The 14386-nt window shown below is 32.8% G+C and carries 13 protein-coding genes, 3 pseudogenes and 1 riboswitch; of the genes and pseudogenes, 2 read left to right on the top strand and 14 right to left on the bottom strand.

What is annotated here, in order from left to right; all coding sequences use genetic code 11:
* Positions 1–90 precede the first annotated feature (90 nt).
* From arcC to BDW31_RS00930, 3 genes are all read right to left on the bottom strand, one after another.
* Positions 91–1020 carry a carbamate kinase gene (arcC, locus tag BDW31_RS00920; protein ID WP_110708963.1) on the bottom strand — a complete coding sequence of 310 codons (930 nt, stop codon included), beginning with the start codon at positions 1018–1020 and terminating at the stop codon, positions 91–93.
* A gap of 18 nt (positions 1021–1038) precedes the next feature.
* Positions 1039–2037, bottom strand: coding sequence for an ornithine carbamoyltransferase (argF, locus tag BDW31_RS00925; RefSeq protein ID WP_037550791.1), 999 nt, complete (start codon positions 2035–2037; stop codon positions 1039–1041).
* Positions 2038–2342: 305 nt separating this feature from the next.
* Positions 2343–3332 carry a PTS sugar transporter subunit IIC gene (locus BDW31_RS00930; RefSeq protein ID WP_229664809.1) on the bottom strand — a complete coding sequence of 330 codons (990 nt, stop codon included), beginning with the start codon at positions 3330–3332 and terminating at the stop codon, positions 2343–2345.
* On the opposite strand from BDW31_RS00930, the pseudogene BDW31_RS12645 reads away from it, so the two are divergent.
* A pseudogene (locus BDW31_RS12645) lies at positions 3292–3375 on the top strand (hypothetical protein); the annotation flags it as partial. The gene BDW31_RS00930 and the pseudogene BDW31_RS12645 overlap by 41 nt on opposite strands.
* 692 nt (positions 3376–4067) lie before the next feature.
* Here BDW31_RS12645 and BDW31_RS00935 read toward each other — a convergent pair.
* The 7 genes from BDW31_RS00935 to BDW31_RS00965 form a co-directional block, all read right to left on the bottom strand.
* The gene (locus BDW31_RS00935) at positions 4068–4472 is read right to left on the bottom strand and encodes an NINE protein (protein ID WP_080287549.1); all 405 of its coding nucleotides are present in this window, start codon (positions 4470–4472) and stop codon (positions 4068–4070) included.
* A 152-nt stretch (positions 4473–4624) separates the two neighbouring features.
* Entirely contained in the window at positions 4625–5482 is an 858-nt protein-coding gene (locus BDW31_RS00940; RefSeq protein WP_110708965.1) for a CPBP family intramembrane glutamic endopeptidase, read from the bottom strand.
* 18 nt (positions 5483–5500) lie between these two features.
* Positions 5501–6355, bottom strand: coding sequence for a CPBP family intramembrane glutamic endopeptidase (locus BDW31_RS12345; protein WP_142641252.1), 855 nt, complete (start codon positions 6353–6355; stop codon positions 5501–5503).
* A 96-nt stretch (positions 6356–6451) separates the two neighbouring features.
* Positions 6452–7006, bottom strand: a complete 555-nt coding sequence (locus tag BDW31_RS00950) for an NAD(P)H-dependent oxidoreductase (RefSeq protein ID WP_053024403.1) — start codon at positions 7004–7006, stop codon at positions 6452–6454.
* Positions 6999–7409, bottom strand: coding sequence for a MerR family transcriptional regulator (locus tag BDW31_RS00955; RefSeq protein ID WP_053024402.1), 411 nt, complete (start codon positions 7407–7409; stop codon positions 6999–7001). The genes BDW31_RS00950 and BDW31_RS00955 overlap by 8 nt, the downstream gene beginning before the upstream one ends.
* A gap of 76 nt (positions 7410–7485) precedes the next feature.
* On the bottom strand, positions 7486–8322 hold the full coding sequence (locus tag BDW31_RS00960; protein WP_053024401.1) for a CPBP family intramembrane glutamic endopeptidase: 837 nt from the start codon (positions 8320–8322) through the stop codon (positions 7486–7488).
* Positions 8323–8358: 36 nt separating this feature from the next.
* Entirely contained in the window at positions 8359–8697 is a 339-nt protein-coding gene (locus BDW31_RS00965) for a helix-turn-helix domain-containing protein (protein ID WP_053024400.1), read from the bottom strand.
* Positions 8698–8876: 179 nt separating this feature from the next.
* Positions 8877–8980, top strand: a riboswitch (TPP riboswitch).
* A 58-nt stretch (positions 8981–9038) separates the two neighbouring features.
* Between BDW31_RS00965 and BDW31_RS00970 the strand changes: the two genes are divergently transcribed.
* Positions 9039–9950, top strand: a complete 912-nt coding sequence (locus BDW31_RS00970; RefSeq protein WP_053024399.1) for an ABC transporter substrate-binding protein — start codon at positions 9039–9041, stop codon at positions 9948–9950.
* Positions 9951–10001: 51 nt separating this feature from the next.
* On the opposite strand, the gene BDW31_RS00975 is transcribed toward BDW31_RS00970, so the two are convergent.
* The 4 genes and pseudogenes from BDW31_RS00975 to BDW31_RS00985 all read right to left on the bottom strand — a co-directional run bounded on the left by BDW31_RS00975 (position 10002) and on the right by BDW31_RS00985 (position 14179).
* Positions 10002–13184 (bottom strand): choice-of-anchor I family protein, encoded by a 3183-nt coding sequence (locus BDW31_RS00975; protein ID WP_053024398.1) that lies wholly within the window; start codon positions 13182–13184, stop codon positions 10002–10004.
* A 127-nt stretch (positions 13185–13311) separates the two neighbouring features.
* Positions 13312–13743 (bottom strand): annotated as a pseudogene (locus BDW31_RS00980) (class I mannose-6-phosphate isomerase); the annotation flags it as partial.
* 45 nt (positions 13744–13788) lie between these two features.
* Positions 13789–13890 (bottom strand): annotated as a pseudogene (locus BDW31_RS12905) (hypothetical protein); the annotation flags it as partial.
* Positions 13868–14179, bottom strand: coding sequence for a helix-turn-helix domain-containing protein (locus BDW31_RS00985; RefSeq protein WP_053024397.1), 312 nt, complete (start codon positions 14177–14179; stop codon positions 13868–13870). The pseudogene BDW31_RS12905 and the gene BDW31_RS00985, both read right to left, overlap by 23 nt.
* Positions 14180–14386 lie beyond the last annotated feature (207 nt).

Consider the following 14386-nt stretch of genomic DNA (forward strand, 5'->3'; position numbering starts at 1 on the left):
TAAATCACACACATTAAGCCCAGGTTCAACTTATTTATTAAAATGTATTGAGTGTTATTGTATAACCATGTCAAAAGTTAATCGCGTTTATTATTTTTTAATTAATGTACCAATTTTACCGTCTAGGGCATCTCCTAAATCTTCAAGAGATGTAATTAATACACTACCTTCCGGATTTTTCTCGATAAATTGTAATGCCGCTTCTACTTTAGGTAACATACTACCTTTTGCGAATTGACCGTCAGCAATATGTTGATTCATTTCATCCACTGTTACTTCACCTAAAGCTTCTTGATTATCTTTACCGTAATTAATATAAACATAATCTACTGCTGTTAAGATAATTAATTGATCTGATTTTAAGTGTGCCGCAAGTAAAGCGCTTGTTTTATCTTTATCGATAACAGCATCGACGCCTTTATAGTTACCTTCTTTTTTAACAACTGGGATACCGCCACCACCAGCTGCAATAACTAATGTACCGTGTTTAATTAATGTTTCAATGCTATCTAGTTCTACAATGTTGATTGACATTGGAGAAGGTACAACACGACGATAACCTCGTCCAGAGTCTTCTACGAATTTGTAACCTTTTTCTTTCATTGTTTGTTCCGCTTGTTCTTTTGTATAGAATAAGCCAATTGGTTTCGTAGGATTATTGAATGCTTGGTCATCACCATCTACTTCAACTTGAGTCACTAATGTAACCACTTGTTTATCAATATTTAAAGCATGAAGTTCATTTAATAAACTTTCTTGTAATTGATAACCAATATAAGCTTGACTCATTGCGCCACATTCTGGGAATGGAAACGCTGGTCCTTGACCATTTTCAGCTGCATAATTTAATCCTAAATTAATACTGCCGACTTGTGGTCCATTACCATGGCTGATTACAACTTCATAACCTTTTTGGATTAAGCTAACTAATGATTTAGCTGTTCCTTTAACTAATTCTAATTGCTCTTCAGGTGATTGTCCTAAAGCGTTACCACCTAAAGCCACTACGATTTTAGACATAGGTAGGTCTCCCTTCAATTATTCTCCTAAAGTTGCAACCATTACAGCTTTAATAGTGTGTGCTCTGTTTTCAGCTTCTTGGAAGACAACAGATTGTTCACTTTCAAAGACTTCGTCAGCAACTTCCATTTCAGTTAAGCCATATTTTTCTTGGATTTCTTTACCAATTTTAGTTTCAGTATCGTGGAATGATGGTAAGCAGTGTTCAAAGATGGCACGTGGGTTACCAGTTTTTTCCATCATTTCTTTAGTTACACGATATGGTTCTAATAACTTGATACGTTTTTCCCAAACTTCGTCAGGTTCACCCATTGATACCCAAACGTCTGTGTAGATAACGTCTGATCCTTTAACACCTTCATCGATGTCATCAGTTACTAAGATTTCGCCACCATTTTTAGCTGCGATTTCTTTACAACGTTTTAATAACTCATCAGTTGGATTTAATTCTTTAGGGCAAACTAAGTGGAAAGTCATTCCCATGATAGCTGCACCTTGCATTAATGCATTTGCTACATTGTTACGTCCATCTCCAACATATGTGAAGTTGATTTCATGGTAAGGTTTTTTCAATACTTCTTTTGCTGTTAAGAAGTCAGCAAGTACTTGAGTTGGATGATCTTCATCTGTTAAGCCGTTCCACACAGGCACACCTGAATATTTCGCTAATTCTTCAACAGTACGTTGTGAGAAGCCGCGGTATTCGATTCCATCATACATACCACCTAATACACGAGCAGTATCTTTCGCAGATTCTTTTTTACCCATTTGGCTTCCAGTTGGTCCAAGATATGTCACGTGAGCGCCTTGATCATATGCTGCAGTTTCAAACGCACAACGTGTACGAGTAGAATCTTTTTCAAAAATTAATGCGATGTTTTTACCTTTAAGTTTTTGCTGTTCTATACCGGCGTATTTCGCACGTTTTAAATCCTCTGATAGATTTAGTAAAAACTCAACCTCTTTTTGTGAAAAGTCTAATAGTGTTAAAAAACTTCTGTTTCTTAAATTTTGCATCTTGTACAACTCCTTTGTGATATCTTTCACATGTATTGTAAGCGATTGCAAAATATAATACAACACTTTTTAAATAACTTTATAAATTATTTATGTATAATTGACAAAATGTTTACAATAACATGTTTTTTGATATATTTACAATTTTTAGCGCTATAATGAAAGTGATTACTATGATTTTTACGATTTTATTATTACACATAAAACAGTATTATTAAACTTATTTAGTAAATACTTTCTTTTAGGGATTTATATACCAAAAACCTTCTTTGTAATGACAATACAAAGAAGGTTTATTTTTAATACTATGCGTCTTTAGCACCTCGATCAATCATATCTTGTTTAGTAACAATTGGATATTTCTTAAATACGAGTGAACCAATCCAACCTGCAAGTCCACCAACGATAGCCATGACAACGCCATAAATAACGACTGTCATTGGATTGTTAAAACCAAACATTACAAGGAATCCAGCAATCGGTGTTGCTGTACCTGTCGCATCATTGATCATGCCAGATAATGCGATTATTAAACCTGCAGCTGCTCCACCAAAGAAATTCGTTATGTAAATTGGAATTGGGTTAGCTGACACTATATCTGCTTGTGACAAAGGTTCTATGCTTACTGAAATCGTTGACTTGCGATCACCTAATTTTAAACGATGGAATAATGTACCGTTTATAAATGCCGAACTAAATGCTGCCATTGCCCCGATTGCCATAGGTATACCTGTTAGTCCTAATAAAGCTGTTAATGCCATTGAACTTAATGGCGCAGTACCAACAACTGTAATAATACCGCCAAGAACGATACCCATAAATATTGGATTCGTATCTGTACTACTTTGAATAATGTCACCAATTTTTAAAAGTGTATTATTAACGACTGGCGTTAAACCTGCTGCAATCAATCTTGCAAGTGGCGCAAGTAGAACTACTGAACCAATCAAATCAACGCCATCTGGAACATATTTCTCTGTATACTTCATAACGTAACCGATAAGGTAACCTGCGAAGAAACCTGGTAAGAGATCCATACCACCACAGGCAGCACCAATAACTAGTGCATAGACTGGAGATACACCAATCGCAAGCGCAGTTAATCCAGCTGCAGCAACACCGCCAAGACCTCCCGCAGCATCCCCTAACTCTTCCAGAAATTTGATTCCGAATACTTCTCCACCAACATACTTGTTGAATGCTTCGACTAAGAATGTCGCAATAGCCGCATTTGCCAGTGCTCCCATCGCACGCATTCCGTTAGGCGCTTTATACGTAAATAATGTAAAAATAATAAGAACTAAAATTAAGAATAAAGTACCAATTAGTAAATCCATAAAATTTTTCCATCCCCTTGTAAATAATAAAAAAATGAGAATATAAGTTAACTGTTTTAGACGTTTAAAGTTATCTTTCATCCTCGTTTGGTGACTATTTTACTAAAAAAACAAATTATATTCCACGGAATTTATTATTTTTTATGTAAAAAGCAAAATTAATACTATGCAAAAGAATATATACGAATTTCGCATTTAATATTATTATTTGTTAATTGGAATGACTTTTTATTCATTATTAGCGTAGCACAATTTAAAGTAGATTACTTTTGATTTAAATAAAGTTAATATTTTTATTCTTTTGTTTGTAAAAAGAATTTTATTTTAATTTGATTGGGTATTTATTAAAAGTAGATACATAATTGATGTATTTGTTTTGGGGTAATCATTGCATTAGTAATTTCTTACGTGTTGAATTACATGCTCTTTTCTTTTCAATTTAGATTGAATTACTCACACTTCCTTAAATTATAGAGTACATTTATGAATCACTAATGATCCCATGCCGATAAAATGTATCCTTACTATACATTTTATTAAAAGCCAATAATTGTATTTTCCCAAAACGTCAATATGGCCGTTAAAGCACTTATAGTTCCCCCAATGCTATAAGTGCTTTTGCTATGTATAAAACAAGGGAATGAAACTGAATTCAAGTTAAATTCTGTCCCACTCCCTACCCCATATTATGTCTTAAATATTACCTTGGGCATCTGCAGTTTTTATAAATGCTATAACTCCCTCTATTATTCCAATTACACCAGGAATACCTGTCCAACAAAATAATATATATAATAGTGCTTTACCATATTGTTTTCTATAAAATCTATGTGCCCCCAAGCCACCTAAGAAAAATGCTAACGCTGCATAAACATATTTATTCACTATAAGTTCATCTCCTTTAACCAAATGATTTAAAGAAACGCCAAAAAGTTCTGTCATCTCCAATAATGAATGTATGTCTGGAGAACTGACATCCCTTTCCCAATTTGAAATAGAATGTCGAGAAACATTTAGTTTTTCTGCCAACCTCTCTTGAGACATCTTTTTAGACTTCCTTAAGTTTCTAATACGTTCTCCTACACTCTTGGTTTTCAAATTGATCCGCTCCTTTACGTTGCCATCATATGGTTAAAATCTTGTTTATTCTAGCGAAAATTGTGAACAAATACGTTGTTTTTGTAGAAATTTTGCGATATGCAATTAATTTTGTAATTTAAGACCTTCCGGAATAGAGGGTCAGTCTAAAATTAAAAATTATAAATATGGTTTGATTTCTTGATAGTTTTAATTAAAAATAAAGCAATTAAACTAAAAATCACTATTCCAACAAGTCCAGTTGAACCATAAAGTAATGGATTGAATTGTGATTCTTTTATAGAGAAAGTAGTTACAGTACTTGAAAATTGATTTAAAATTCCGTGCATTATCGCTGGGACAAAGATATTTCCAGATTTGATATATGAATAAAATAGAATAATGCCAAACGGAATACACACTAATATCATCATTATATTTCCTAGAATTGGATGATTAGGATAATTATGTCCCATTAAGATAAGAGGGAGATGCCATAATCCCCATATAAAGCCGCCTAAAATTAATCCTTTTGTTACTCCAATATTGGTCAATTTAGGGTACATGAAAGCTCGCCAACCTAACTCTTCACCTAGATAAGCAATCATACTAAATAGTATACCTATTGATAGATTAAGTATTATTGGAATCAATAAGTTGATAAATAGTGGTACATCTGGTAGGAAAATAAAAATATCTTTCATTCTATCTTGTTGTTCTGTGCTATTTAGAAATTGATTGGGATTCAACATATAAGAAACTAAGTATATAATTATCAAAGCCAATAGCATCATCAATGGATGTATAAACCAATTTTTAATTTTACCTAATCTAAGTCCGAAGAACTTCCAAAATTTTTTGTCACGATAATAAATTGCCCATACAATGATTACCGTAATAGCAGGAAACAACATCGTTAAACTCGCAATTATTGAGAAAGCTTGAAGTCCGCCGATTAAATAAACAAGACCTTCAATACTATAGGTTAAAACGAACACTAAAATAATATATGTAAGTAATGAACGACGCATCGTTGATTTGGTACCTCCTTATTGTTGATTTAGTTTTTGGTACTTTCTTTTTCTGAACCAAAGTAGAATAGCTAAAATAATCGCACTTCCTATGTATAATCCAATCAATAATCCTAATGTGCCAAAAACGCCTTGTTGTGTTTCATGAAATTTAATGATAGATTGGCTTGAACTCATAAAGATAAATCTAGTCGTTTCTAGACAAACTAAATGAAACAGCATATTCGCCCATAAGGAACCTGCAAATTCTCTATATAGTTGTAACGTGATGCCAAATATAAAAAACTGAATCATTAAACCTACAACTGACAATAGTTCTGGATTACCTAAATGTATTAAGTTTGAAATAATATGTACTGAACCGCCAATAATCACAAATAATACCGGTTGGATAAATAATGATGGAATAAATTTAAACTTTTTTCGTAACTCATTTAATATCAATCCACGAATCAACACTTCTTCTGGAAAAGCCTCATATAATACTGCGAAAAGACAATTAAATAAAAACATTGCCCAAATATGTATATCCGTACTTACGCTCACATTTTGCATTAGACCTGTACTAATACCTATTACTAATACGATAAATGTAATTAAAAATGGTAGTGCCAATGCTATGATTAAATCTCGCTTATTACTATACCCTTTTAATTTAATTTCTTTTAAAATGTCTGGGTTCTTTGAGTGAATGTACTTTAATGTTATCAATGTCCCAACGGTAAATATAATTCCACTTATCAGTTGACCAATAGGTTTCGCTAGACCATGATTCATAGCGAGCCCACCTAATTCTCCTGCAACTTCCAATATGGCAATTGTGAGAATCATATAAGCCAAAATTTTATAAATACTAAATTGCCTTACCGCCATAAATCATTATCTCCTTCAAGTTAAATTTTTATGAGTGCAATTTAAGGCTAACATACTAAAGCACAAAGCTTAATAACCGCTTTGTGCTTAGTTTATTTATATGGATTTCATTACCTTTTCTACAAGACTATTCACTTTTTTATTTACAGATTGCCTATTACTTCGGTTGAGTTGATCAATATAAAATTTTTTTATATTAGAAATACCAACTAAATTTAGTGGATACTTTAATACTCTATAACCTAGATTCAAATTTAATAAATTAAACCATTCACTTCCACCAATTGTATATATAACTATTGCTTTTTTATCTTTCCATAAACCGTTTTTATAATATTGTTTATTTTTGAAACTAAAAGCCTTATTAGGCCAAAATGTCATATCAATAAATCCTTTAAGCAACATTGGCATGTTTAACCAATATAGAGGATAAATGAATATTAATGTATCACTTTGATTAATAATATTTATAAATTCATTTTGCTTATCTGTTAATTCATGTTTATATCCTTTTTCTAAAATAAGTATGTCTTCTTTAATAAGTTGTAGATTGAAAATATACTTCTCTTTATTTTCCAATTTTTGAGTTAATAAGTTAAAAATTCCATAACATGTCCCTGATTGATTTCCAGCATATATAATACTAATCATACTCTTTAACTCCTGCTAACATATTCAAAATTTCTGTTTTATTTTCCTCAAATTTCATGTCTTGTGAGAGCTCCTTAACTTGTTCCAATCTATTCAATATATTAATTTGTTCATTAATATTTCTTTTATAATCCTTAATAATTCGATCTAAGTACTTAGTAGATTGGATGTTACACTCCTTTGAAATAGGCTTGTTAAATAAATTTACAATATATTTTATTTCTTCTAGGCTTAAGTTTAATCGTTTTAAATCTTTGATAAGTTTCAATGTTGTATAGACAGTCTGATTAAATTCCCTATAATTATTTTGATTTCTAGAAATGTTAATCAAGCCTTTTTCTTCATAATAACGAATCATTGATTTAGATATATTAAGCTTTTTGGAAACTTCATCTATTTGCATTTTCGCATCCCCTTTCCTTGTTTTTTAAAAGTTATCATTAAACTATACTTGAAGGTCAATAAAAAAAGAGACTAAATTAGTCTCTCAAGTTAATTCTTTGCACATTTTTCTTTTCAACTAAAATTATTGCTATTACGAATAATACGATTGCTACGAGGGAAGAGGTATTGCCGTATGCGCCACCCGTTAGGAGTATGTTTTTAACTTTAATAATATACTGAATTACGCCGTAGTCATCATTATGCGTTGTGATGTGGACAAAGTCTGACAGATTCCAACACATATGCATAAAAACACTTGGCCAAATTGAGTTAAATTTATACGCCGTCAGACCGTACAATATACCAGCGACCGTGCCGCTTACGACTAATAATATTAAACTAACACCAGACATCCCGCCATTAAACAAATGGACTAAAGCGAATAATACAGATGTAACAATGATGGCAAAGATAATATTCGCTTTCTTTTCAATGTAGCCCATTAATAAGCCTCGTACTGTTAATTCTTCAGCTATAGGTGCACAGATTCCACCTAAAACAATAATTTCAAATAACATTTCTAGATATTCTATTACAGTATCAGCTTTCGTTATTTCAAAATGACCTGGAATAAAGACGCAATAAATGATGATATTTATAATCGGAATCAGTAAGCCAACTGATAGATAACTGAGTTTACATTTAAGTAAGTTAATACGATAGTCACTTAATTTCTCTTTAAATCCTTTATTAATTAAAAGTTTAATGAATAAAAAGGTAAGTCCCACATAGGTGATACCATGTAAGATTGTTTCAAAAGATTTCAAATCTAACAAATGCCATAGTAAAGCAATATTTTGCGCAATGACTGTTAATACAAACGTCAAAATAATGACACCAATTATTTTTAAATACTTAATTATTAAGCTCATCATGTACCTCCCAAGTTGAGTTAGGAGACCTCACTATTAACTTGTAAAGATTTGTGTTATTGTACCGCACACGATAACTACCAAAATTAATACGAACCACCACTTTTGAGATAAGAAATCCCAAAAATTTAAATGTTCAGGATATGATTGTGATGCTTCTCTTTTATAAGGATGAGACGTTTCCCCTGTTAATAATTCGTCTGTGGAAATGTCAAAACGTTGCGCTAATTGCACAATCATTTGCGCATTCGGTTCAATCGTACCCTGTTCCCATTTGGAAACGGTTTGTCGCGTGATATGTAATTCAGTAGCCAATTGATCTTGAGTTAGGTCATTCTCTTTACGGTGTTTCCTAATCTGTTCAGCAAGTTTCATAGTTATGGTCACCTCTCTTCTAACTTAGCAAGTTCATATGTAACTTTCCGCATACAAAATGGTGCATTTGCTTGAATTTCGCTAACATTTTGTTTCCAAAACTTAGCATATCATGTTAACTATATTTTTATCAGTCAATTTTCTACTATACAAATTTATGCTATGTTATTAATAGATAAAAAAATCACTAGGGGTGCATTTAATATGCTGAGAGAAAGTAAAAAACTTTCAACCCTTGAACCTGTTGGTTAGTACCAGCGTAGGAAAGTGAAATACATATATTGTTATTTCTTTCAAATTCACTTTTTTACGAAAAAATTGTCTATTGGAGGAATTTTTTTATGGAAAAATTAATTGTTGGTTTAGAATGGTTTTTAAATCCTGATCACTTACCTTTAATTTTAGGTATTGAAAAAGGCTGGTTTAAAGAAGAAGCGTTAGAAATTGAAATGATTGAACCAGAAAAACACTTCGATGCATTGGAAGAAATCGAAAATAATTCAATGGATATTGCAATTACTGAGCCTATTCATTTAGTTGAAGATAAAGCAACTAATCAAAATGTGGTAGGTTTCGCTAGATATCTACACACTAATGGCGGTGTTATGTATAACAAAGATAAAGGAATAAAGACACCTAAAGATTTAGTTGGTAAACGTCTTCAATATCCTGGAGCCCCTGGCCTAGGAGGTATTGCTATTGCTAAAACAATGATTGAAGCTGATAGTGTAACATACAAAGAAGGAGATATAACACCAGTTAATAATAGTTTTTATCATACTGACGCACTATTAAATGATAAAGCAGATGCTGCCACACTTATATTTGAAAACTTTGAGATTCTTGAAGCAAAAAGTAAAGGTTTAAATGTAGATTATTTTGCATTAAAAGATTATAACGTGCCAGACTTTTGCCAATTAATTTTTATTACAAGTCCTAATAAATTAAAAGCGGATAAAGAAAAAATCAATAAATTCCTTAAAGTCATTAAAAAAGCAATTCAATACATTAATACTCATCTCGAAGAGGTAGTCGATGTTTATGCTACATATACTCAAACGGATATAAGTAATCAATTAAATAAAGACACAATCATTGCAACTACCAAATGTTTTACTAATGATTTATCTATGAGCCCAGAATTTTATGATGACTTACAATTATGGCTTAAGGAAAATGGCAAAATTGAAACAACTATAGATGCTAACGAATACTTTAATAACCATTTATTATTTAACAGAACTTCTAAATAATAATGATAAGAGCACACTAGATTTCAGATTAGCGTGCTCTTAATTTATATATTATTTCTCAGATTTCGAAGCTTTGCGTTTTCTAATAAATGCTAAGCCTAAACCGCCAAGTAACACTGACCATAGCATTGTGTTTGTTTCAGTTTGACCTGATTTTGGCAGTTCTTTTTTTACGTTATCAGTCGAAGTATTTGAATGGTTTGCATTCTCAGATACTACACTTCCATGGTTAGTTGCCCCTACGTGATGACTTGAAGATTTTGTGCTTACCACACTCAAGTTAAGAGTGTTAGAATTTATTGTTTGCTTATCATGGCTTTCTTCTTGATGATTTGCATGGGCACCATGATTCATATTGTGTGAAGCATCTTTACTCTCTACATCTTCATGTGACTGTGCTTTTGTATCATTGTTATCTTCTTGATCTGAGATAACCTCGTCGCTATCATCTTCAAAAATGTCTCCGTCGATTTCATAAAGTGGTTCTAAGCCTTCATCATTTCCATTAGTGTCATCAGAAGAATGGTTGTCTTCATCATTATTTGAAGTATCGTCACCATTATCAGGTTGTTCTCCATTATCTACATCATGATCTGTATTTGAACCATCATTTTCAGAAGGTGGATTAGGAGTTGTATCGTCATTATTAGACTCCCCATTAGTATTTCCCGGGTTATCATTAGATTGGCCGTCGTCCTCGTTCTGACCACCTGTTAAATCTTCTAATTCCCAAGCAGATGTTGTGCCAGACAATTCGAATGACACTATTAACATTGGTTTGCCGTTAGGACTCCTTTCAGCACTTTCAAAAGTAATGCCCTCAGGTGAAATATCTTTATTATCTGGGTCGTATAAATATTTCACAAAATACGGTTCATTAGGATTTGTAATATCATAAATCATAATACCACCAACACGTTCTAAACCGACAAAGGCATATGAATGACTACCTACTTTACCAACGACCACATTTTCAGCTTCTGGACCTTTATCATCACTTCGGTCATCTACTTTAATGTCATCGGCTGATTCATAATTAGCATTAAAGCGTTCAGGTAACACGTCTAAAACGCGTTGCTCAATATCGCTGCCACTGTCATAAATCATTTCTAAATCAGAAGCTCTTAAAATAGAGAATGAACGACCACCATAAGATACAAGCGCATTGTATTTACCATTTGCATCTTTAAACGCATGCGATGTTGTAACTTTCAAACGACCCAATTGTTCGTCATCAAACAAGCCATTCTCCACCATATCATCTAGTTCTGCTTGCGTGTAACCTTGATAATAACGTGCATCCAATTGAATATCATCTTTCAATTTCTTCACACGTTTTTCTTCAGAATAACCCTCATAATCTTGAGAATCGCCTTCGTTCGCAATCAATAAATAGGTTTCGCCATTGTAGTCATACGTATCGATGCCATCTGGTTGTAACAGTCCTAATACTGGCACACGTCGCAACTCAGATTTACCATCTTCATCTGATGCATCCATTGCATTTTGTGCTAGTGAATGATCTTTGTAAGGTAACCCTTTCACTTGAACGATTTGTCCTTTTGCGATATCAACCTTTGCAATGGCACTGACTTCCTGTAATGTTACATAGGCATATTTACTTTGACTATCTACCGCAATATATTCTGGTTCAATATTCAAGTAAGCATCTTCCGAATTATGACCTAACGCACGAATACCTTCTTGATGTTCTTTCGTGAACATTGCTGTACGCACATTATTGTCAGTCACATTAGCTGGGCCACCTGTCACATCAATGACTGACACAGATCCTGGTGGGTTAACAGTGTAATCGTCGCTCGGTTCCCCTTCATTAGCTACTAATAAATATTTACCATCTTTAGAAAAAGTGACCATATCAGGAAGACTGCCTACCGTCACATTATTGATGTAATCACCATTTGAACCATAGAATACAACATATCCTGGCTTCGTCTTATCCACTGCTGGCGCAGACACGGCTACATAGTCTCCACTCGGATGTACCGTTACACTTGTTAAATCACCCGCTTCAATTTCATTATCTTGTAGATAAATACGCTTCACTAAATTAATTGCGCCATCTTTTCCAGGATGTTTCACATCAATAATATCCAATGCTTCTTTATCGCCATTTACCGAATACGCATAGCCATTCTTCGGATTGTACTTCACAATTTCTGTGCCACCATTCCCGAAATCCGCGCCACTTGTATAACGACCTTTATGCGTAATATTTAACTGATCTTGACCAGTTCGAGATGCATTCTTTGTACGTTGTGCTGACGTCCATTCAGGCGTTGTAGATAGAATCGCTATTGGTTGTTGGTCTTGCGTATTCGCATCACGTTGTAACGCATTGAAGAGCACTTGTTTTTGTTTTGGAGACATGTGCTTCATTTGTGTTTGAGGTACGTCTGAAACTGCGACATCATTCTCTTCTGCAGCAGTTACTTTATTCATTTCTTCTTTTGAAAAAGGTTGAGCGTTAGTACGTGTCGCATTAATATTTGAAACTTCTTCAGATGACGTTACGTTGGATTGAGATACCTCAGAATTTGCTTTTTGGTCAGTTTGTTGTGTCGTATTACTTTTTTCTGATTGTTTGTTTTCAGTAGTTAGTTGTGTTGAATTTTTAGTTTCTTGTGTAGGTGCTTTTTGCGTGTTGCTTTGTGAAGATGTTTCTTTAATTTCATGTTGAGGCTGTACTTCAGTTTGTGATTGTTCTTTTTTAGATTGAACTTCAGTAGTTGATGTCTCTTGTGTCATTACTTCTTGTTTAGAGGTGGGTTGTGTCTTTTCCTGTGTAGGTTGCTCAGTCGAAATTTTTTCTTGTTTCATTACATCATCAGATGCTTTATTTTGTTGTGTTTTTTGTTCTTCTTTAGATTGTTCTGATGCTTCATTACTTTGAGTATCATTATGTATAACTTCGTTTGACTGCGTTTCCTCAGTAGAAGAATCCTCGTTAGTCTTTGTCTCTTGTGTAGCTATCGTCTTGTTTTGTGGTTGTTCAACACGTTGCGTTGAGGCTTCATGACTCGGTTGATCTTCAGTTGATTGCGCTTGTGACGTTGAAACCTTTTCAGAAGTATTAGTCTCATTACTTTCGGTAGCAGACGCTTGGCCCCCACCTAAAAATAATAAACTCCCAACTAATATAGACGCCGCTCCGATAGAGTATTTACGAATTGAAAACGACTCACGCTTATTCCCTAACTGCTTCTTATCCATAAAAAATCCCCCTGTAAGATAAAAGTGTATACACCACCATCTTACAAGAGGAATATTTATGGATTATTTGGAGTGAGTAAAGAAATGGTAAAGTGCAAATAATCACACTCACAACAATTTAATACAATTATTCTACACTAGAATAACTCACTATAATACTTAACTCACCTTCAAATTTAATTTCATTATCTTCAGTTGTCAAAATAAAATGTTTACCTTTTTCTATTTCAAAATTTTCACCATCAATATTAATTTTACCATTACCTTCTATTACTGTTATTAAGCAATAGTCATGTGGTTTCTCATAATCTAAAACACCTTGTATATCCCATTTTTCCACAGTAAAGAATTCATTAGATACAAATTGAGTAAATTTCTGACCGTTTCTATGTTTCTCAATAGGTTCTGTGTTAGGGTCTTGATTCGAAATATCAATAACATCTTTACTTTGTTCTAAATGTAGGTCACGCGTATTTCCATCTTTATCTTTTCTATCATAATCATAAATTCTATACGTAGTATCCGAGGACTGTTGTGTCTCTAGAATCATGATACCTGACTCTTCAGAAAGACTTTCAATAACTTCAAATAAAATATTAAAAATAAAAGGATAAAGCTTTTTAATATTGCCTGCTAATGGGTTATTTAAATACACTTTTTTAACGATTCTTAAATATGTTCTGCTAAAAGGTAAACTCTTTATCATTCATTAGAAGTTTGTAAGCTAAATTAATAATAGCCTTACTATCTTTTTCTATAATAGGATTTAGCATAGCCTGAATATATTTAATATCGTATTCTTGATTGTTTAATACATATCCCTTAGATTTAGCACTCTTGATTATTGTATTTTCAAATTTGTCATTCAAAATTTTTATATCGTTTCTAACTGTTCTATTGGACACATTTAGATACTCAGCAATTTCATTGGCGCTTAAATATGTATAGGGATTGCTTAAAAATAATTTGATTAACTTCTTATGTCTTTCAATCATCCTCACACCTCCTTAACATTCTTCTTGTGCTTGATCATTTTAATATAATTTTATATTCCAGATTTGATAATAGTAATATACTTAAACTTCAGTGTTCATTATATAAATTATTCAATTGTGGAATGAGCTTCTAATCATACGTAATAAAATCCCCTTGTAAGATAAAAGTTTATCGACTTTTATCTTACAAGGGGATTAATTTCAATA

It is taken from the genome of Staphylococcus sp. AtHG25, from assembly GCF_003217445.1.
GTDB lineage: Bacteria > Bacillota > Bacilli > Staphylococcales > Staphylococcaceae > Staphylococcus > Staphylococcus haemolyticus.